The 21,610-nt window shown below is 51.6% G+C and carries 15 protein-coding genes; 6 read left to right on the forward strand and 9 right to left on the reverse strand.

The window, feature by feature from the left end; genetic code table 11:
- Positions 1-30: 30 nt before the first annotated feature.
- Entirely contained in the window at positions 31-1,317 is a 1,287-nt protein-coding gene (locus EPA93_RS42030) for an MFS transporter (RefSeq protein WP_165423752.1), read from the reverse strand.
- A 358-nt stretch (positions 1,318-1,675) separates the two neighbouring features.
- The gene (locus tag EPA93_RS42035) at positions 1,676-3,439 is read right to left on the reverse strand and encodes a peptide ABC transporter substrate-binding protein (RefSeq protein ID WP_129893281.1); all 1,764 of its coding nucleotides are present in this window, start codon (positions 3,437-3,439) and stop codon (positions 1,676-1,678) included.
- 510 nt (positions 3,440-3,949) lie between these two features.
- Between EPA93_RS42035 and EPA93_RS42040 the strand changes: the two genes are divergently transcribed.
- A complete protein-coding gene (locus tag EPA93_RS42040; RefSeq protein ID WP_129893282.1) occupies positions 3,950-5,782 on the forward strand; it encodes a S9 family peptidase in 1,833 nt (610 codons plus the stop codon).
- Positions 5,783-5,842: 60 nt separating this feature from the next.
- Here the strand turns inward: EPA93_RS42040 and EPA93_RS42045 are convergent, their stop codons facing one another.
- Positions 5,843-7,804: an FAD-binding protein gene (locus EPA93_RS42045; RefSeq protein ID WP_129893283.1), complete on the reverse strand. Its 1,962-nt coding sequence runs from the start codon at positions 7,802-7,804 to the stop codon at positions 5,843-5,845.
- Between the two features lie 148 nt (positions 7,805-7,952).
- On the opposite strand from EPA93_RS42045, the gene EPA93_RS42050 reads away from it, so the two are divergent.
- Positions 7,953-9,149 (forward strand): site-2 protease family protein, encoded by a 1,197-nt coding sequence (locus tag EPA93_RS42050; RefSeq protein WP_129893284.1) that lies wholly within the window; start codon positions 7,953-7,955, stop codon positions 9,147-9,149.
- 675 nt (positions 9,150-9,824) lie between these two features.
- Here EPA93_RS42050 and EPA93_RS42055 read toward each other — a convergent pair.
- Entirely contained in the window at positions 9,825-10,025 is a 201-nt protein-coding gene (locus EPA93_RS42055; protein ID WP_129893285.1) for a hypothetical protein, read from the reverse strand.
- A 151-nt stretch (positions 10,026-10,176) separates the two neighbouring features.
- Between EPA93_RS42055 and EPA93_RS42060 the strand changes: the two genes are divergently transcribed.
- Entirely contained in the window at positions 10,177-10,362 is a 186-nt protein-coding gene (locus EPA93_RS42060) for a hypothetical protein (RefSeq protein WP_129893286.1), read from the forward strand.
- A 1,100-nt stretch (positions 10,363-11,462) separates the two neighbouring features.
- Positions 11,463-13,772: an ATP-dependent zinc metalloprotease FtsH gene (ftsH, locus tag EPA93_RS42065; protein ID WP_129893287.1), complete on the forward strand. Its 2,310-nt coding sequence runs from the start codon at positions 11,463-11,465 to the stop codon at positions 13,770-13,772.
- A 101-nt stretch (positions 13,773-13,873) separates the two neighbouring features.
- Here ftsH and EPA93_RS42070 read toward each other — a convergent pair whose 3' ends face one another.
- Together EPA93_RS42070 and EPA93_RS42075 are read right to left on the reverse strand one after the other, a co-directional pair.
- Positions 13,874-15,124, reverse strand: a complete 1,251-nt coding sequence (locus tag EPA93_RS42070; RefSeq protein WP_129893288.1) for a cytochrome P450 — start codon at positions 15,122-15,124, stop codon at positions 13,874-13,876.
- 528 nt (positions 15,125-15,652) lie between these two features.
- Entirely contained in the window at positions 15,653-15,838 is a 186-nt protein-coding gene (locus EPA93_RS42075; protein WP_129893289.1) for a hypothetical protein, read from the reverse strand.
- Between EPA93_RS42075 and EPA93_RS42080 the strand changes: the two genes are divergently transcribed.
- Together EPA93_RS42080 and EPA93_RS42085 are read left to right on the forward strand one after the other, a co-directional pair.
- Positions 15,837-16,481 carry a VC0807 family protein gene (locus tag EPA93_RS42080; protein ID WP_129893290.1) on the forward strand — a complete coding sequence of 215 codons (645 nt, stop codon included), beginning with the start codon at positions 15,837-15,839 and terminating at the stop codon, positions 16,479-16,481. The genes EPA93_RS42075 and EPA93_RS42080 overlap by 2 nt on opposite strands.
- A gap of 304 nt (positions 16,482-16,785) precedes the next feature.
- The gene (locus EPA93_RS42085) at positions 16,786-17,973 is read left to right on the forward strand and encodes a sensor histidine kinase (RefSeq protein WP_129893291.1); all 1,188 of its coding nucleotides are present in this window, start codon (positions 16,786-16,788) and stop codon (positions 17,971-17,973) included.
- 188 nt (positions 17,974-18,161) lie between these two features.
- Here EPA93_RS42085 and EPA93_RS42090 read toward each other — a convergent pair whose 3' ends face one another.
- From EPA93_RS42090 to EPA93_RS42100, 3 genes are all read right to left on the reverse strand, one after another.
- Entirely contained in the window at positions 18,162-18,611 is a 450-nt protein-coding gene (locus EPA93_RS42090; protein ID WP_129893292.1) for a hypothetical protein, read from the reverse strand.
- A gap of 424 nt (positions 18,612-19,035) precedes the next feature.
- Positions 19,036-19,242: a helix-turn-helix domain-containing protein gene (locus EPA93_RS42095; protein WP_129893293.1), complete on the reverse strand. Its 207-nt coding sequence runs from the start codon at positions 19,240-19,242 to the stop codon at positions 19,036-19,038.
- A gap of 411 nt (positions 19,243-19,653) precedes the next feature.
- The gene (locus tag EPA93_RS42100; protein ID WP_129893294.1) at positions 19,654-21,387 is read right to left on the reverse strand and encodes an alkaline phosphatase family protein; all 1,734 of its coding nucleotides are present in this window, start codon (positions 21,385-21,387) and stop codon (positions 19,654-19,656) included.
- Positions 21,388-21,610 lie beyond the last annotated feature (223 nt).

Here is a 21,610-nt window from a genome sequence, read left to right on the forward strand (position 1 = left end):
TGATCTGATAATCCTTATAGCTGCCAGCGCTTATGACCCGCTTTCGCTTGCTACAGGGGCCTGTTCTTCTTTTGTTGGCAAGTAGCGCTCTGCATGGCCCAGGGCTGTAAAGGAGAAGCTAAAGGCGATAAGGAAGGTGAGAATACCAATCAAGCTATAGACAAGAACAATATTGCCAGTCCAGGCAATGGCGGCGGCACCGACCATTGAGCCAAGCGGGATCGCTGACCAGGCCAGCACCCTTGCCACGCTCGTCACGCGTCCCAGCAAATGATTTGGCGTGATCATCTGGCGCAGGCTGCCGGTATTAATATTGAAGAGGATGCCCAGCCCGGATGATATAGCCCACAGGATAAAAGCCAGCCAGTACCAGGGTGTGAAGGCGAAGGCCACTGTAAACAATCCGGCAAGCATAAGCGCTCCCAGGGCAACCGGGCTAAAGGACCAGCGCTTGCGCAGGGGACCGGCCAGGAGCGAGAGCGCAACGATACCCAGGCTACCCGCTGCATAGAGCCAGCTCACTTGCGTATCGTTGGCTTGCAACCGCTGCTTGGCAAACAAAATAAGCTGAGCATTGGTGGTGATATCCACAAAGTTTACCAGAGCCATCATGATCGAGATATTGCGCAAAACTGGCTGGCTGAACACATAACGTAATCCTTCCATAATGTCGTTAAGGATATGTTTCTGCTTTCTCTGGCCCGCAGCTTCTGCATTGAAGCTGACTTTAATGAGCAGTAGCGAGCAGGCAGAAATAAGAAATGAGCCGGCATCCAGATACATAAAACTGGTCAGCGGTAAAAGCGTAATGAACAGGCCGGCCAGAAGTGGACCGGCGATGCTGGCTGCCGAGTAGCTGGCCTGAATGCGCCCGTTGGCTGTGACCAGATCGTCCTGTTTGACCAGACTGGGGATGGCGGCAAATTCGCCTGCATCAAAGCAGATGGTGAGCGTTGAGTGTATAAAGCCTACCGCGTAGATCCACAAGACGGAAAGCAGACCGAAGCGGGCGAAGATAGGAATTGTAGCAATGACCGCAGCTCTCGCGATATCCGTAAACAGCATTAAGCGTTTGCGATCCACTCTATCAGTCCAGGCGCCCAGCACTAAGCCAAAGAGCAAATATGGCAGCAGATTGACCGCCGTAGTGATGCCCAGGTTAATCGCCGAACCGGTGAGCTTATACACAAGTAAGGGCAAGGCGAAAATGGTGATCGAGCTGCCAAGATTTGAGATGGTTTGACCAGTCCAATAATACCAGAAATCCCTCTTCAGATGAGAAACTGCTGACAACTTCTCTGCTCCGGATTCTTTCATATGCGCCTCTTTCATTAAACTTAATGATTAGTGCTCTGTCAAGGTTGGCGTGACGGGTGAAACAAATGAGGATGCAAGGGCCGGCCGCCTACGGCGGTGTGCTCGCCTGCATCCTCAAGGTGATAAGAACGGATCGATGGGTTATATGAGCGATTTAGGTAAATAATTTGGATCAAAGATAGTATGCAATATAAATATTCATGAGTCAATACGGGAGAAGAGAATTAAGCGTCGTATACGGGGAGAGATAACAGACAGGGCACAAAATAAGACCGGGAAGAAGCTCTCTTTTTTGAGAGTCTATCTTTCCCGGCCTGTTCTAGCAAGATAACAGCAGAGAGCTACCTATAACCGCAAGTTATTGATAGCTGGAGGTATCAGCACATGGTGTTGCCGTAGAGATGTAAACGTTGGCCCAGTCGTCCGGCGGCGGTGCGATGGTTGGGACATCGGTCATGCCAACAACACAAGGTTTGCGTACAATAGATTGGACGTTCTGGTAGACGGGCAGCCAGGCCACATCGTTGACCATCTGCTGTTCAACCTGATTGTATTGCTGCATGCGCTCAGTCTGATTCTGGTTGATATCAGCCTGTTCCATTAGCTTCTGATTAGCCTGCTGCTGCGCTGCCTGTGGCGTATTGTTCTGGCCATAGTTCATGTTGTTCTGCGATGAGCCCTTATCAAAGAGCAGAGTGGTCCAGTCCTGGGGATCGGGATAGTCGGCGATCCAGTCTACATACCACATCATCAAGCCTTTGGAGCTATTTTGCGCCGTACCAATGTCATCAAGCAGCTTGCTGAACTCGATATCGTTAATCTTGACGCTAACGCCAAGGACGCTTTGCCACATCTGCTGTTCGACGGCGATTTCGTTGCGGGCAGCCTGCGAGCCCTCAGTAGAGACGTTCACAGTAATTGGCGGGAGCGTACTCAGGGTCAGGCCTTCTTCTTTTAAGCCTTCCTGGAACAATTTCTTGGCCATCTCAGGATCGCCCTTGGTATCCTTCACGCCTCCCGGTCCGGTGAGATTCGGATTATAGCCAGGCATACCTTCAGGAATGATGTGATTGGTCGGAATGGCCGCGCCCTCGTAGACCTTGTTGGCGATGAGATCTTTGTTCAAGGCCAAGGCAAAGGCCTGGCGAATCTTGATGTTGTCGAAGGGCTTGGTCAGATAGTTCATGGCAAAGTAGTAGATGTCAAGCTGGGGCACCGGGTGATACTGACCATTGGGCAAGGCCTTGGCCTCTTTCAACTGGGCGGTAGGAACCAGCGCATAGCTCAGGCGGTTGATCTGATAGTCCTTGTACGGAGTGTCAGCAGCCTTGTAGAAGGGGAAGACAACCTTTTTCATTTGTGGCTTGGGCCCATAATAATTAGGATTAGGCACGAAGTCGATACCCGTGTTGTGATCGTACTTGCCTACCATCCAGGGTCCGGCGCCGCCGCCCTCAGTAAGATGATCGGTGAATTTGCTATTCCCGTATTTATCGACAAGGCTCTTTTCGACAACGTAGGAGGTGGAATAAGAAAGAGTATCAAGAAAATATGCGGCCTTGGTACCTGTGACGATGACAACAGTATTGGGGTCAGGAGCCATCAGGCTATCCCCGATTAGGGTCTTAATCTTGCCAGAATTGAATTTGTCAGCGTCTTTAATGAGTCCCAGATAACTGCTAGCGCGAACTGATTTAAGAGCTGGATCGAGCGCTCTATTGATGCTGTAGACGACATCTTGCGAGGTTAAGGGGGTGCCGTCGCTAAATTTCAGATTTGGCTTGAGCTTAAATGTCCAGGTTACGCCATCGGATGCAACCTCGTGGGATTGCGCCAGCTGATCGACAATCTCAAGCTTATCGTTTTGCCCTACCAGACCTGTGTAGACCATACTAATAGCCTGGATTGAACGGATGTCCAGAGACATAGCCGGGTCAAAGGTCTTGATATCGGCGACTCCGGATATGGGATAGACATAGATCTGCTTATTGTCAGGTGCTTTGGTCACTGCATTACTCTGGCCCGGCGATGGATTGCTGCCTCCGCAGGCAACTACCAGCATCGCCAGCAAGCAGAGTAGAGGGGGAAGAAGCCGGGTAGATAAATTCTTACCGGTTGGCATAAATGGTTTTCTCCTCACTGAAGATAACATAAACCCGAAAAGAGTTTGCCGGAATATAGTGCATATACAATCGTTTTGTTATCTCGCTGCTTTGCGGCTGTCTCATCCTCTCCTTTCTCTAGCGCAAATGGATATTAGATACAATACCACGTATTCCACTTCTTGATAAGGTTAGGAATATGGCAAGATAGCAGTCTATACTATTACGTCATCCTTCTGATCAAAACTCTCATCTTTTCTGAAAAAAAGTCGCACTTTTTGAGCGTAATTCGCTAACTGCTGAATAAATAAGCTCAAATTTTTATGGCTTAAATTGACAGCATTCTTTTGCTCTATAATATCTGCACTGGATACAACTAGGCGGGAAGCAACTTATTGCTGAAAACCTGGGCTTGCAGGCATGCATTATGGGCAAATGCACGCTATACTATTAAGAGAGGTGCTAAAGGGGAGCGTGTAAAGAGCTTTTATTGTCTTCTGAACAAATTACTATTGCGAGAGGAATTGCGTGTGACGACAAAACAATATAGCTTTGAACGTTATCTCAATGTAAGATCCGCGTATGGGCCAGGTTTTTCGCCCGATGAAAGCGTGCTGAGCTTTTTGACAAACATTACAGGCGTGGCCGAGGTATGGAGCGTGTCCCTGGAGGATAAGCATATTCCACGTCCTTTATGGCCTGAACAATTGACATTCCGTGGAGAGCGTGTCGCCAGCGCGGCGTTTTCTCCGCAAGCCAATGAGTTGCTTGTAGCTGCAGATAGTGGCGGGAATGAACTGATGCAGCTCTACTTGCTCGCTGCCGATGGCTCACAGCTCATCGATCTGACTGCACGTCCCAATACAATGTATCTTTTTGGCGGCTGGTCGCCTGATGGCAAGCGCATTACATATAGCAGTAATGAACGCGATCCACGCTATTTTGATATCTATGAGCGCGATATGGCCAGCGGCGAAGTTCGTGCTATGCTTGTCCAGGATGGCTCAAATTATGCCTATGGCTATGCTCCAGACGGCTCCAAGATACTGGTTTCCCGTCAGAACTCCAATGTACGCAATCAACTTATCCTTATAGATACGATTAGCGGAGAGGAACGGGTACTTGTTCCCGAGATCAGCGAAGGTGCGGCTGCGCATCTTTTGCCCGCCTGGTCAATTGATCGGCGAGGCCTGTATTTGCTCAGCAATCGGGATCGCCAGTTTCTGTCGCTGGCCTACCTGGATCTTGAAACATCGCAGATGACCTATCTGACGGATCTCTCCTGGGATATCGAGTTGTTGGCCCTGACCAAAGATGGCACGCGTATGGCTATGGTGATTAATGAGGATGGTTGTTCGCGCTTAGAGCTCTTTGACGTCTCGCGGGGTTGGCAGGAGCGCCAGGAGCTCAGAGGGCCGGTCTTGCCGCGCGGCGTTGTGAATGAGGTAGTATGGTCACCCTATGGCTCAAAGCTGGCGATTACCCTGACTGCGGCCGATGATGCGATGGACGTATGGGTCTGGGATTTCGATCACGGCGTTATTCGGCGGACTACACAAAGCTCGCTGGGCGGTATCCCACGTAAGGCCTTGGTCTCGCCGTCTTTGATTCGCTATCCTACCTTTGATGGGCGCGAAATACCAGCCTTTCTGTATTTGCCGCAGAGCAAACAACGCAACCTGGGTGTGGTGATTAATGTGCACGGTGGACCAGAAGGGCAGACGCGGCCTATCTTTGATCCCGTCACTCAATACCTTGTCTCGTGCGGCTATGGCGTTCTCGCGCCCAATGTACGTGGGAGCACAGGCTATGGCTACGAGTATCAGAGCCTCGATGATGTGGAACTGCGTATGGATTCAGTGGCTGATCTACGCCACGCGGCTCTCTGGCTTACCGAAAAGGGTATTGCGGACCCGCACCGCCTGGCCGTTATGGGCGGGAGTTACGGCGGATTTATGGTGCTTTCCGCGATTACTACCTATCCCGAGCTCTGGGCGGCGGCCGTCGATATCGTAGGAATTGCCAACTTTGTTACTTTCCTGGAAAATACTGGACCCTGGCGACGCAAGCTGCGCGAGGCTGAGTATGGGAGCCTGGAGCAGAATCGCGCATTTCTGGAAAAAATATCGCCTATACATGCTATAGATCGCGTTGTCGCTCCTCTCTTTGTTGTGCATGGGGCAAATGATCCACGCGTGCCCATTGGTGAGACTGAACAAATAGTGAGCGCCCTGCATCAGCGCAATGTGCCCGTTGAGTATCTGCGTTTTGAAGATGAAGGGCACGGCCTGATTAAGCGCGCTAACCGCCTGGTCGCTTATCCAGCCATAGCCAATTTCCTGGCGAAATACCTTGGTGAGTAGCTTGCACTGAGGGTCTCAATTGCCTATGTGTAGGTTATAGGGCCAGATGGGGCAGGGAGCTTAAGGCTCCTTGCCCTCGATCGCTCGCAGTTGTTCAACTAATAGCGGCAGCAGAACATGGACATCGCCGACAACTCCAATATCTGAATGGCGGAAAATGGCAGCGCGCTTATTTTTATTGATAGAGACAATAAAACCTGCTTTACGAATACCGGCCAGATGCTCGGATGCTCCTCTAATGCCCAGCGCGAGATAGAGCTGTGGCGAGATGGCTCGCCCCGTCAAGCCGATCTGTTTTTGCCTGGGTAGCCAGCCCTGATCAGTTACCGCGCGGGTAGCCCCTATGGCGGCATCGAGCAGGGAAGCAAGCTGATATAGGGTTTGGTAGTGCTCGGGTTCGCCCAGGCCTCTACCCACGCCAAGGACAGTATGGGCCGCCTCAAGATCGGCTACCCCTGTATCCTCATCTGTGTGCTCTAAGATGTGTGTATGAATTTGTTCGGCAATACCTTCCACGACAACGGCTTCAATCCGGGGCTCACGCGTGAAATCGGGCTCGGCGGAGGTGAGCATACCCGGACGCAAGGTAGCCATGGCAGGAGTGGTATTGGAGAGAATCGAGGAGACAATGCTACCACCAAAGGCAGGTTTGTATTGGATCAGGCGTTGTTGTTCGTCGATGCCCAGATCAATACAATCGCCGGTGAGGCCGAGCCCAAGACGTGCCGCGACGCGCGGGGCCAGGTCGCGTCCATTAGCGGTTGAGCCCATGAGGACGACGGCTGGTTGATAGCGCTGAATAGCCTCAGCTATTGCGGCTGTATAGCCTTCGGTTGTGTAGTCTGCCAGGGCAGGATCTTCAATAAGATAGATGCGCTCAGCTCCGTACGCTGCCAACGTAGCAGCCTGCTCGGCAACTCCCGGGCCTCCCAACAGGACCGTGGCCAACTCGCCGTGCAGCGTCGCTGCCAGTTCCAGCCCTTTGCCCAAAAGTTCGAGCGTAGTCCGGCGTATCTGATCTTTGCCCGTCGCCTTCTGCTGTGCATGTTCGGCGATGACCCACACTGCTCTGTCGGAATGGATAGCTTCTCGCGGCTGTAGAAGCGCTGAGGGGATCTGTGTTTTCTTCTGCGAAATAGCCGGGCCTTTTGTCGGCTTCGTGAGCAATCCCTGTTCTCTGAGAGCGGCGATGAGCACCTCAACAGTTTTTGCTGGCTCGCTTTCGGCGATGATTCGCCCGGCCCGTTGCTGGGTATCGGCTTCAATAGCCGCAACCCAGGTAGGTGAGCCCGCCTGCCCAAAGCTAGCTGACTGAGTGAATTGTAGATCTGCAGCAGTAATCGTCTGAATGCGCTCCCCGGCCTGCTCGCTGGCTCGGCGTATTTCGTGCTCATCGGGCCATATGCCCTCATTTATTCCTTCGGCCGTCGTTACCAGAGCCGGCAGAGGGACACTGAGCAGTTCGCTGCCCTCGTCAAGTTCGCGGCGAGCTCGCAACGCGCGTCGGCCATTTTGAAGCTGAAGATCCAGCTGTTGTACAGCGCTGATCTGGGGCAAGTGTAGCATCTCGGCAATTTCTGGCCCAACCTGGGCCGTTTCGGCATCGATACTGTGACGGCCACAAATAATCAGATCGATCTCCTGCTGCGAGCTGGTGTCAAGATGTTGTAGGGCCATTGCCAAGGCGCGGGCTGTAGCGGCCGTATCGGCTCCAGCAAAAGCGCGATCGTTTAAATGAAAAGCCTTATCAGCTCCCATCGCCAGGGCCGTAGCCAGGGCTTCACGTGCTTGAGGTGGACCCATTGTCACGACGATAACTTCTCCTCCGTGAATATTACGAAGGCGTATCGCTTCGGTGATCGCGTAGATATCCAGCTCATTGATCTCTAAGGGGACACCTTCACGAACGATGCGGCGCGTGGCAGGATCAAAGCGTAGGGCTGAGAGAAGCGGTACCTGCTTGATACAGACCGCGATCCTGAGAGGACCGAGAGAAGCAGGCTCTGAGAGGGATTCTACCATGTTGGGAGAGACTCCTTTTGTGCTTTATTTAGGATTAACACTGAAAAAGCTGTATTTATGCCACGGCGGCTCTGCATGCAGCCGCTGATGTTCAGGTCTATTAGTTATTATATGTGCTTATGCGTCGGTAGAGTAAAGGAGTCATTCTATGCCAGGTTCCTTTCGTATCGGTACTATTGCCGGGATAGATATATACGTCAACTTTAGCTGGCTGATTATTCTTGTCTTGTTGACCGACTCGCTAGCTTCGGGCTGGTTTCCCTCTGCTTATCCAGGTCAGACGCTGGTGACGTACCTGTTGCTGGGCTTCATTTCGGCAATTCTGCTGTTTGTCTCCGTGCTGCTCCATGAACTGGGACACTCGTTAGTTGCGCGTGCGCAGGGGCTGTCTGTGAAGAGCATTGTCTTATTCATCTTTGGGGGAGTTTCCAATATCGAGCAAGAGCCGCGCACGGCCGGTGGCGAGTTTTGGATGGCCGTTATCGGGCCCGTGATCAGCCTGGCCATTGGCGGCATTGCCTACGGGTTCTTTGTCCTGGCCAGCGGCAGCAAATCGGCACTGGCGGCTATATTGATGTATCTGGCGGCTGCCAACATTTTGCTTGGCATTTTTAACTTGATCCCCGGTTTCCCGCTGGATGGTGGGCGCGTTTTGCGCGCTATTGTCTGGAAGGTAACCGGCAGGCCCACAACCGCTACCCAGGTTGCGACATTTATTGGTCAGTTAGTGGCTTATCTCTTTATTCTGTGGGGGATTCTGCAATTTTTCAGCGGAAATCCGCTCGGTGGCATCTGGCTGGGTTTTATTGGCTGGTTCTTGTTGACGGCGGCTCAATCCGTGCGTGCCCAGGCCACCTACGATACCTTATTCAAGGATGTGACAGTCTCGCAGATGATGAATGCGCATCCGATGACAGTACCTGCCAATATCTCTTTACAGAAGCTGGTAGATGAATACTTCCTTCCCCAGGGCCTGCGTTCCGCCTTGGTCATGCAGGGGGATATCCTGGCCGGCCTGATAACACTTAGCGATATTCGGCACGTACCGCGCGAGGAATGGCCGCAGACGCCTGTAGGCTTTGTGATGAAGTCGGTTGATAAATTACATGTGGTCTCGCCCCAGCAGAATATGAAGGATGTGCTTGTGCTTATGAATGGTCGCGATGTAAACCAACTGCCGGTAGTCGAGAATGAGCGGCTCGTTGGCGTACTCAGTCGCGATGCGGTGATTCGCTCCTTAGAGGTGCGGCAAAGACTTGGCTTGCGGCAGGTGCGTACAGATGAAGAGTCCCAAAGTCAGGGGCCGCGCGAAGAGCATAAGGATCAGGAGCCGCATGCTGTATGAATAGCACAAAGCTTGCTAAGCCTTATCACATCATGCATCCTTCAGAATGAGATATAGTTGAGGAGCCATAGTAAAGAATGGCGCATACTAGAGTCCGGCGCAAGGGGGACAGAAGCGGGAGGGCTAGGGCTGCCGCCAGCTAGCATCCTGCTCTCCTGCGTACTCAATGGAGAAGGTTCTCTAGCCATTTCGGACAGAGAGCGTCATATACACTTTTTCGTTACTCGTACTCTAAATTAGCTTGATATGACGGGACATCCAACGCAAGCTTTGCGATTTTAGGTTGGAGATGAGCCATCTAAAAACTCGGGTTTGCTGAACCGAGGGCTTTCTGCTGGGCTTTTGTGAGATACTTCATAGATTGAACATGGGAAAAATGTAATACTGTCCTTACCACGGAATAAGTGGATCAGCTCTCTCTCTTCGTCGATCAAGCTGTATGGAAACACTGGCCTTTTGCCTGCGACGCCCAACCAGGATATGTCTACTCTTGCAAAGGACTCTCGATGCAGATTCGCAATGAGCTTGCCCTAAAAGGGAACATATGGCCGCAGTACATCTAGCACTCTTCAAACAATATGCAGGAGCTCGGAACGAATGGAAAAAGTGCTCCCCGAGATTCTTCGTCTACTTCTAGCGTTCCCTTTTTAAAAATGCGAGAGAGATTGAAATACTCTACATAAGAGCTTCTGGTGGGTAGCGCCGAACAAGATGATGGCCAATACTGAGGCAAGGCTTAAGCTCTATCTTAATTAGCAGAATCTCTGGATAGCGCCTGGCGATACCTGTGGCTATCAGGACGTGTGCCGCTGCTATGAGCAATGAAGGGTCTCCACACCACAGGATGCCGATAAGGCGATGATAAGGACGCGACAAAGTGTGTAGGAGATTCCCTTTAGTGGCTAGTCTGAGCTTCTTTGCATACCGCTTGAAAATCCTCTCTCTGAATCTACCCAGATGGATAAATGCATTTATGAAAATAAATGCTCTCTATTCGTATTCTCACGACTTGAAAGGATTCGACATTATGTTGCGCAGATTAGCAATTTACTTAGCTGGTACGGGTATTATTTTCATCGTTGTTAGCTTCATAGCCAATACTCAGGCCACGATGCCAGAGATCGCTAATAAACTTCTGTTGAACTTTGGCGGTATAGGGGTGGTATTCCTGATCATTGCAGCCGTTTGCTGGCTTATCGGAAAGCGGTCATAGGAGGAAGCCCCTCTCTTAGCATCAATTTGTTTCGCATCGATACCTGGCACATAGGACAAGGCGACAAAGGCGCGGTTTTTCCCACTTTGTCGCCTTTGCTCGTCTCGCCTATCTGTTGAACTCAAGATGTTCCAGTTCTATCGCATGAGGGAAAGTCATGTCTTTATGTTCGGCTATTGGCAGCCTTCCAGGAGTTGTTGCTGCGTTTGCATATCCTTATGATGATGAATTTATGGTTTTGCCATCCCTCAACCTGGTAATTGTCATGTATCAAATTTAATGATTACCAGCGTAATACTATTGAGAGAAAAATTATCCGGATTGCGTTACTCGGACGTCGTAATGTTTAAGAATCAGAGCTGTTGTAAAGTCGAGTAAATACGCGGAACTGTTCAGGGCAGCCTCCCTTCAGGAGGATTTGGAGCAATGCCTCAAAACCTCCGCCCTGGACTCGCTGCTTTGCAACAGCTCTGATATAAGGGTGGAAGTGTTGCACAAGTGGGAAGAAAGTATGATTGTCAGAACGGCATTCTGAGGCCAGTTTTGGGGCTTGCGTGCCAATTTTGCCCTCTCTTCTTCCCTCGACTGAGGTAGGCGTCGGAGAATCCAGCACGCTCCGGAGTAGAAAGATACGTCATGTTGTACCAGGTTATCGTATTCATGTATAATGATGTGTATAGAAATAGTCTGGTATAATATGAGTAATGAGAAGAAAGTACCAGGCATACTACGCTTCCCCATCATAAGCTGTACACTGTCTCCTGATGTCTTGGAGAGGTGCCTGTTTTCTTATATAAAGATTTGTTTCACGGTCTCTTTCCTGTTTTTGTAGCAGGGATCGATTTGAGACGCATTCTTTCGCGGTAGAACGGAGCAAAGCAGAGAATTGAGCAACTGTGGGTTCTACCAGAGAGCCAGGGTGGCGACGAAAGAACGCTGGCCTGTAGACAGAGTAGCGACAAGATGCGGAAGATTAAGTATATATAAGGGGGCCCTATGCTTTCCTTTACAAACGTTTGTGCTCTTTCCGCATGCAAGGGCTTATAGGGTCAACAGGAGTTGGTACTGACTGGATGACCTTTATCAGGTGAGGTGAATTAATGGATGATAAAGCTAGTCGCCGGAATGGTGAGGATGGGAATAGCCGGCGGCAAAAGCAAATGCGGATTGACGGACGTAAAGTCTGGAAATTTCTTCGAGACAAAAAAAATATCCTTTTAGCAAGCGTGCTGCTACTGGCGATAGTGGCACTTCTGTTTGGGATCTTTAGCCAATTTCAGCCTCCCGCCACAGACTTCACGCCCAGTGGAGAAACGGCTATTGACTATAGTACTTTTGTAAAGCAAGTAGAGGCTGGTAATGTACTGGCTGTCACGGTTAGAGGAAATGATATTAATGGATTGCTAGCATATCCTCTTGCCCAGGCGCGTAATGCCTCTGCAACTCAGCCGGTAGCGAGACCTTCCGAAAAAAGTGTGAATACAGACTATCAAGCCTGGAATCGCTATATTGGCAATGGTAACCCAACCTGGTCTACGACAACTGCGGAGCCTTCGCTAGATCCTGATCGCGCTATCTATACGCGGGCGCATGTGGAGGGAGATGCGGGACTGATGCCGTTGTTGGTGGGCCACCATGTGCTCGTTAATTCAATACCTTTGGGACAGAATTCAGCCTGGGTAGCGCTTTTGTGGAAGGTTGTGCCGGCTGTTATCGTGATTGTGCTGCTACTCATCTTTCTGGCTGCGCGCAATAATGGGGCGCGTGGGGGTCGTTCGTTGGATAATCGCATCAGCCAGCTTGGGCGTAGTCGAGCGCGTCGTATGGAGCGGGTGAAAGAGTCGAATCCTTTGCACCCCGTAGAGCGGAAAACCCCCAGTCAGCTGGCTCGTCCAGGGCAGGCGGGTAGCTCTTATAAGCCTCGCCAGAGTACCGAGCCGCCTGTAACCTTTGCTGATGTTGCGGGCATTGATGAAGTACGGACGGAAGTTGAAGAGATTGTGCAGTTTTTGCGCTCACCTGAACGTTTCGACCGTCTGGGCGCGCACATTCCTCGTGGCGCACTCCTGGTAGGCTCTCCCGGGACCGGCAAGACGCTATTGGCCAGGGCCGTGGCGGGAGAAGCGAATGTCCCTTTCTTTAGCATAAGCGCATCCGAATTCGTGGAAATGTTTGTGGGCGTTGGCGCGAGCCGTGTGCGCGACCTCTTCAATCAGGCACGCAAGGCTGCACCCTGTGTGGTCTTCATCGACGAGATAGATGCGGTTGGGCGTAAGCGGGCGATGCGGGCTACGAACAATGACGAGCGCGACCAGACGCTCAATCAGTTGTTGGTTGAGTTGGATGGATTTGATTCCCGTAAAGCTGTAGTTGTGATGGCCGCGACAAACCGCGTCGATATTCTCGATAAGGCCTTGCTGCGCCCGGGACGCTTTGACCGTCGTATTACTGTATCTGCCCCGGATCGCGTCGGGCGCGAGGCTATTCTTAAAGTGCATACACGCAAGACTCCTTTGCACGAAGAAATTAGCCTGGAACGTCTGGCCCGTATGACTACCGGGATGACGGGAGCCGATCTGGCCAACCTGGTGAATGAGGCGGCACTCTCTGCAGCTCGTCGCGAGCTAGAGCATGTTACGTATGAATGCTTTGAAGAGGCTCTGGCGCGCGTACAACTGGGGGCGTTACGGCCTTTGATCATGAGCGAAAAAGAGCGCCAGATCATTGCTTTCCACGAGGGTGGGCATGCGCTGGTAGCCTATCATCTGCCCGAAGCCGATACGGTGAATCGTGTGACCATTTTGCCGCGCGGTCAGAGTCTGGGTGTAACGCAGTTCATTGCTGAGGAAGATCGCTATAACTATAGCCGTCAATCGCTCATGGCGCGCATTGCGGTTGGTCTGGGCGGACGTGTTGCCGAAGAGCTTACCTTTGGTACTGATCAGGTGACGACCGGAGCTGAGAATGACCTGCAGGTGGTGACAGATCTGGCCCGGCGCATGGTGACGCGTTGGGGCATGAGTGAACAGGTGGGTGTAGTGTTCGCCGATTACCAGGCTGAGGGAGATTATTCGCTCAATATGCGTGGTTTGAGACCCGATGAAATGCCTGCTCAGGCCCAATCTCTCGTGCTGGATGCTGACGGAAACTATCGCCTCAATGGTGTGCCCACCAATCGCCACCCCTATACGCATGCCATGGCGGTTGCCGCCACGCGTTCCCATACCTCCAGTAGCGGTACGATGAGCTCGCTGATCGATGCTGAGGTACAGCGCATTCTGAACGAAGGACGTGCCATAGCTCGTGAGATCCTCACGCAGCATAATCAGCAACTGACGTCTCTAGCTAAGACTTTGATGGAAGAAGAGCAGTTGAACCGCGAGCAGTTTGAGCAATTGCTCGACGCATAAACTCATTTGGTGAACCTTGCTGACGTGATGGACTAAGAGAACCTCTAGATGGTAGAACTCCACCTGGAGGTTCTCTTTTGTATGTTTGGCGGGAAGAACCCTCAGACTGACAGCTCGGACGATGTGAACTCGACCGACAGGCGTTTGAAGCCAAACAGCGTGTGGCCTCCGAGCAGAGGCGCTGGCTCCTGCCGTACCACATGGAGGCCGGGAAGCTGCTCGATGATCATTGAAAGGGCTATAGAAGCTTCCATGCGTGCGAGTGGAGCACCGAGGCAGAAATGGACGCCGTGCCCAAACGCAATATGGCGATTCGGCTTGCGGGTAATGTCAAAGTGCTCAGGCTCTGAAAATTGCTCGCTGTCGCGATTGGCCGAGGCCAGCCAGGTTAAGACTGTGGCGTCCTCTGGGATAGTAACACCCGCGATTGTCACCGGAGCCCTGGTGACACGTTCTACGCGCCAGAAGAGTGAGGCATAGCGCAAAACTTCCTCAACTGCCCCTGGCATCAATTCGGGTTCCTTGCGCAGCCTTGCCAGCGCTTCGGGGTGCTCATCAAAGCAGCGGATGGCCTGGCTCAACAGGCTGGTTGTTGTGACATGGCCGGCCAGTAAAAGCAGATTGCAGAAACTGATTGTATCCTCTATGCTCAGATGCTCCCCGTTGACCTCGGCGGCGAGCAGATCGCTCATCATATCGTCACGTGGCGCCCGCTTGCGCTCCTCCAGCAATCCCTTGAAGTAAGCGAACATCTCCCCAAGGACGCGGGCGAGACCCTGCCTTTTTGCATCATTGCCTTGATTATTCGCGGACCGGTTCGGCTCGGAATTGCGCAATTGCTCAGAGAACAGGGCGTCGGCCCAGCGTTTGAAGTGTGGGCGATCAGATGCGGGGACACCAAGAAGTTCGGCGATAATTATTGCGGGCAGCGGATAAGCGATAGACTCGACAAGATCCACCTTGCCCGCCGGGCGCACTTTGTCAAGGAGCTCCTGTGTAATCTCGGCGATACGTCCCCGCATGCGGTCAAGCGCGCGGAGGGTGAATACCGATGAAACCAGGCCGCGATACTGCTGGTGTTGCGGTGGGTCCATGGTGAGGATATTGTGAAACTGCCATGATGGACGCTGCTCGGACGCGCCAGACGGGGCGGCGGAGCGTGCCGGAGTGCTATGCCGGAGTGCTGATGAGAAGAGGTTGTAATCGGTGATAATCGTATGGACGTCTGCGTAGCGAAACACGTGCCAGCTGCCACTCTCTTCATCCAACCATACTGGCTGCGTGTCGCGCATCTCCTGAAACCAGGCATATAAATTTTTGGCATCCTCAAGAGTAGAGAGCGTTTGGAGCATCAATGCAACCTTTCTTACTCAAAGTGGAAACTAATCGTCTTTACCAGAATCTTGCTCTGTTCGTGCGTCTGCTGATTATTGGCATATAATCCTTTCTTTCCAGTGGATGAACAGAACGCCGGAGTGAGAGCTCGATCTTTGTTGCTCTGAGTATAGCCGGCAGGAGCCGACGAGGCATGTCCCGCCAGTCATGAATTGCAGCATATTTCTGACCCTGGCTACTATGACGCCGGTCATAAGCTTGGCGAGGATTTTACATGACTGCGGGCACTGGTGAGCTGAAAAGCTTGTAAGTATACTAGGGAAAATTAAGTATATCTCTCATAGTCAGCGGACATACTCATGGCAGGTAAGCCAGAGCAGATTGTCCAGCCGTATTAGGAAAGGTTTTTCGTCTTTCTCGGGCAGGAAAAGAGCTCACTATTGCTCTGGCTGATCTGAAGATAGGCATACTTATGACCTGCCATAAGGACGTAATGAGCAGAGAATAAGAAGCTGCAGAATCTCCCAGAAACGCGGATGGTGTGATCAATTGCTAACGGCGCGCAGCCAGCAAACGGCAATCGTTGTGGGTGCGTATTCTGGAACAGCTTCCACATGAAATGTATCGTGCACTATCAGCGCTAGCGCGTCAAATAATGTATAGGTAGACAGGATGAAGAATATGCTGTTTTCAAGTTTTTCAAAGACGACGAAGGGGGCAAAAGAAATCATGAAGAGATTACGTCGTCTTTTGCCTACGGTTATTATCAATGTGATATTGCCATTTCTCATTTACCTGGTCGTGAAAAATGCGCTACATCAGCCTGAACTGTTCTCACTCATCGCTACAGCCGTTCCATCGGCGTTGGATAGTATCATTCGGCTCGCACTCACGCGGCGCGTCAACTTCTTCGCGGGAGCAGCGTTGCTAGGGATTGTCTTTGGTCTACTTAGCGTCCTGCTCAGCAAGAACCCGAAACTGCTCCTGATTCGTGAATCGTTCTTTTCGGCGGCTTTCGGTTTAGCCTTCTTCATTTCTTTGCTCTTGCCTAAGCCGCTTACCTATTATCTTGCGCGCACGCTTGAGGCCGGGGAGGACGTGGAACGCCAGCGGCGCTTTGCTACAAAGTGGGAAGAGCCGTTATTCCGTACGCATCTGCGAGTGCAAGCGGTGATCTGGGGTGTCGGTGTGCTTGTGGAGGCGGCAGTGCGTATCTGGTTGGTTGCTTCCCTGACGACCGAGCAGTTCCTGGCTGTCTCACCTTTCATCCTATGGAGTATTTTTGCGGCAACGCTCCTTGTTTCAAGGGCGTGGACGTATTTGTCGCACAGACGACAACCAGCTATGTGGGAACGACTTCAAGAAGATGCCTGAGCGCCTGGGACCTTCTCTTTCTAGTTTGGGCAGCTAAATATTAGTGCCAGGGTGGATACGATTGTATAACTTTTTGTGGAACCTGAAGATATGGCTGCGCCTCTTGTGGGATGGAGGAATTTCGGCCACAGCAGAGGAAAACTTACCCAACCATCAATGAACCAGATCGAAGCTGGCGCTAATATGTGACGCTGGTCATAAGCCTGGCGAGGATTTACATGACTGCGGTCACTGGTGGGCGGAAAAGCGAGTGAGGTATACTACGGAAAATTAAGTACATCTCTCATAGTCAGCGGGCATATTTATGACAGGTAAGCAAGAACAGATCATCCAAACGCGATCAATGCTTTTAAGCTGGCTCCTTCGTTGGGTCACCTATTGTGTAGTCGGTGTTGGCTACCTTCTTGGTCTCTTTCTAGTACAGCGTACCCTGGTCAGCTTTCTTCTCCTCACGGGGATTTGTGGCGCCTGGCTCTTGATCTATCATACCAGAAGACGGAGCTCACAGCTTTATCGAATGTTTGCCCTGTTCTGCCTGGCCTGTGCCTCCCTCCTTATCCCCTTTCCAAGCACTAACGTTTACTGGCACCCGATCCTGCCGATAACGGCTGCTTGCGTAATGATGACAGTCCGACCACGCTTGCTCGGCCTGCTCGCGGCGGGCGTCCTCTGGCTGTGTACAAGCCTGGCGATCAGTCTCCTGATCCGGCAGTGGGATACTGGGGTCCAGATAATGCTTCTTATCTCGTTTAGCTCCGTCTGTGTATGCACTGCGACTATCAACGCGCTCGCAGTAGCCCATCTGCGACTCCAGGAGTATAGCACCCAGGTAGAAGAGCTCTCGGTCATGCGCGAACGAAACCGGATCGCCCGTGAGATTCACGACACGCTGGGTCACGCCCTGACCTTACTGGCGGTCCAACTGGAAACGACAACCCAGCTCGAAGTGCGCGGTGATCCCCGTCTGCACGAGAACTTGCTGGAGGCCCGCCGCGTAGCGAAAGCCTGCCTGACTGATGTCCGTCACTCAGTTGAGGCGCTTCGACCCGGCGCTATCTCTGCAGGCTCGTTGCAGGAGCAGTTGCGCCGGCTGGTGGCCGAATTTGAAACCACTTGTCCCGAAACCAGGATCACGCTCGATCTGGAAGAGATGACGCATTCCCTGAGCCCTGAACTGTGTCAGGCGCTCTACCGCTGTGCGCAAGAGGCGCTGACGAATATTCGCAAGCATGCACACGCGACGAAGGTGCTGTTGCGTCTCTCCACGAGCGCCGGGCCGGAGGGAAAGGTGGAACTGACTGTGCTGGACAATGGTCAGGGGCCCACGCCTCGCCAGGAACGAAGCGCGCCAGGCTTTGGTCTGCTGGGCATGCGCGAGCGTGCTGCGCTCCTGAAAGGGACGCTACAGGCTGGCCCTGAACCCGAGCTCGGTTGGCGCGTCGAAGTGGTGCTTCCGCTCACACAATGCAGCAAGCGGGAGGCGGTGCACTGAGCGCACGCGAAACCGGGGGAAGGTCCAATTGTGCTAGCGTGAATCTGTGTGATGATGGTAGATGACCCGTATCCACTGGCGCAAGCGATGAGTCGTCAGGCTCCCCACGTGGTTCCCACAGAGAGAGTCTGACGCACTATTACTAATTGCCAAAAACTCTTCTGTTGTTTGCCCATCTCCGGGCTGCGCTAGGCATCAACACAGCGCTTGAGGGAAGGATGGATGTCGCGATGACGCACTCGCTCGTACCAGTCCTGATCAAGGCGTTGGGCCAGTCGATCTTGAGTCTCCCACATCTTTTTGACTTCGCTGGTAATTGCCGCAGCCTCAGCATCGGTATCAAGCGTGCGTCGCAGCTCGCTGAGCAAGTGGGTCTCGCGCTGCTCCTGTTCGAACTCCTCATCATCGTAATAGGGGATGACCGCGCCGCTGATCTGGCCAAGCAAATTGCCGATTTGCCATTGCGCATCGATAGGATCGCTGTTCTCGACGAATACGCCATCCTGCGCAATTTCTATTAATAAAGCAACTAGCTCTTTGTCGGTAAGGATACGTCTGCCCTGAAAGTAGGCGCTACGCCCTGCCTGATAGCCTTCGCGGAAAGCCGGCAGGTGCATTTCAATGAGTGCTTGCTGCATATTGCTCTCCTCTCAACCACGTTTTTCTAGCGAATGGACAAATTACATGACGTGAGCTTCGTTTTAATATCGCGCCGAAACAATCAACTAGCCTTGGCGAAATGTGGATAGCAAAAGGGGGACTTAGCATATGCGCTAAGCTGTCGCTGGATGTGCCACGAATAAACTTATCTATCGCATTAAAAGGTTCTTTAGGCATAGAGCGCCTGACCTTTCTCTATTTGACAGATCAGGCCGATTCATGCGAAAATACGCAAAGACCGAGCCTGACCTATCATGGATAGGTTATGTAAACGATATTGTTATACTGTCCGGCTGTGAACTGAGCAGTATAGATGTCGTTGCGCGAGGTTGACAGTGATGGGGCGCTCAGGTTATATAGCTTGGGCGTTTCATTTTTCTCATACCCTCCTTTCTACCTTTACTACTGAATGTGTAGTCCCTCGATGGCCAGGACATTAATTTGATAGCCAAACCCTCGGCTAAGAGCGTCAGCTAGTGCTTTTGCCGTTCCTGCCCTGATAATAATTCCGTTTTCAGCATTTGCTACTGCTTTGCGCGAAAGGCCTGCTTCCTGGGCCAGCTTGTTGAGGGACCATCCGAGCTGGATACGATACTCGCGCAACGTCATGAAAACCCACCTCGTATAGAAGCTCTAATACCACTAGAGTACCATAGATTGTATAGAAGTACAACAGATATGTAAAATTCACGAGAAGTTATAGAAACAACCAGACACTCTTATATATGATACCGCCTGCTTAACTGCTAGAATAGAAATTATATAGAAATACATCAATATAATGAGGTGAAGTATCCTTCTAGAATATAGCCTGCTTCGTCATTTCTCGCCGGAAAAACCTTTTGAACATTAAAAAAAGCGGGCGAGAAAAGTACTTCTCACCAGCTTTGTCTAAAGCTGGCCTGGCCCAGACTCTCAAGAAGGCAGAGAGTGAGCCAGGCCGGTCAAGCTATACAAACAAATGCACCTTGATTGTGGTTGTCTTCGAGCGCTGCATGGCGCCAACTATAAGCGACGAAATCAGGGCAGCAAAGGAGTATCGTGGCGTGGATGCTGGAAATCAAAGAGTTGCATAAGATCTCCAATTGCGGGCCGATTGAGCGGCTGATAGGGATTGCTACGACTCATAAGCGGATCGGGCAAATTGTCAAAGCTGCGCGCTGAGAGCGGATGCAAACGCCAGTTGCGCTCAATAAACTTGAGCAGCGAGGTATGGTCGTAATATGTATGATCCACATAGCCACGTCTGGCATACGGCGAGATGACCATCAGCGGCACGCGCGGACCATCGCCAAAGAAATCGAGCGGCTGGATATAGCCCGAATCGTAGTAGCCACCGCCCTCATCAAAGGTGACGATGATCGCTGTTTGCTTGAACAAGGCTGGCTTGTGCATAACCTCGTTGACTATTTGCGTACTGAAGGTCTCAAATTTGTTTAGGGCCGAGCTTGCTGCGTGCCCATCGTTAGCTGAGTCGGGCTTGATAAAGGAGACCGCGGGTAACCTATCGTTAGCCACATCAGCTTGAAAGCGCGTGAAATCCTGAATATTGTCTTTCAGTCGACTGTGCATGATCGAGGTAACGTACTGAAATGGATCACAGATATCACAGAAATGTGCGGATGAATGTTGATTGTTGAGGCTCTGACCATAATATTTCCAGCTAATATTGTGGGCCGAGAGCTCGTTTGCAATGGTTGGCATATCTTGAGGTGGCACCACAAATGGCGTGCCCGTTGTGCGCTGGCCCGTTGCTGTGTAGGCAGGCTTATAGTTATTGAGCAGGTAATAGCTTCCTGGCGCACAGTCGCCGGCGCGAAATGCTTTATAGGGCAGACTGTGGAGATAGTCTAAAATTGGCCCTACCCCCGGCTGGCGCACATTCGCACATTCGCTATAGCTGCCACCCGAATAGCCATCCTGGGTGTAGTTATTATTGGTCCCGGGCTTGGGATTAGGATTTTCAATCTGATGCGCGGGTGGCCTGGCCGGATTTCCCTTGCTATCGGTATAGAAAGCCATATCCGCCGTGCCAATCGCGATATGATTGACGCCAGTGCCGCCCATAATGCTCTGGTGATAATTATCACTGATGGTATAGTGATCGGCAATAAAACGAAAATCAGGCGCATCTCCGGTACTCATGTTGTAATAGCCCATCGAGACAGCCCCTTGATAGACCGGGAGCGGAGGAATAGCGCCGTTATCGCGTCCCGCCGTCTGGGCAACCCAGGTGAAAAGATCATTCTTCCCTTTGTCGATTTGTTGCCACATTTGATAGAAGCGATGGATAGGATCGCCCACAATCGCATTGTGATAGGGCACATAGCGCGTAATCTGGTAGGGACCGTTGGGAAGATCCGCCGGGAAGCGCCGATCGGGAATGTGGCGTGGCAAGCCCTTCGCGTAGGTTGTATTGGGCTGCGGTAAAGTGCGATAGCTGCCAGTTTGCTGTGGTGAAAGGCTATAGCCCTTCCTATTCTGGGCCAGATGCTGGCGCGAGAGCCAGGCCCGCGGCCCTAATCTTCCGTTGCTTGTGATAATGCCTTTGGAGAGCAGATTATCGATGCTCTGGTCTTTGAGAGGCTTATAGGCCCCAAAGATATTATCAAAGGTATGATTTTCGCCAAGAATAATAATTATGTGCTTGAGCGGTGTGGTTGTCGCCGGCTCAGCGTGGACGATCAGAGGAGCTTGTTCAATGTGTAATAACTCTCCCACCAGGGCTACTAACAATACCAATAGTAGCGGCATATAGATATGCCTTAAATTCTCCCTAACCCACATAGCATACTCCCTGAACTATCTGCAGAACTAAACAATTATAAACCCAAGCTGATTATAGTATATAACGTAAAATCTTGTATATAAAATGGAAAAATATATACCTGGCAATCTGAACCTCAAGAGAAGAGTCATAGCCGTTTCCTGGCGGCCGGCTTGCCAGGAAATTAGGGCATATGGCACAATGAGGACA

This window comes from Ktedonosporobacter rubrisoli (assembly GCF_004208415.1).
GTDB lineage: Bacteria > Chloroflexota > Ktedonobacteria > Ktedonobacterales > Ktedonobacteraceae > Ktedonosporobacter > Ktedonosporobacter rubrisoli.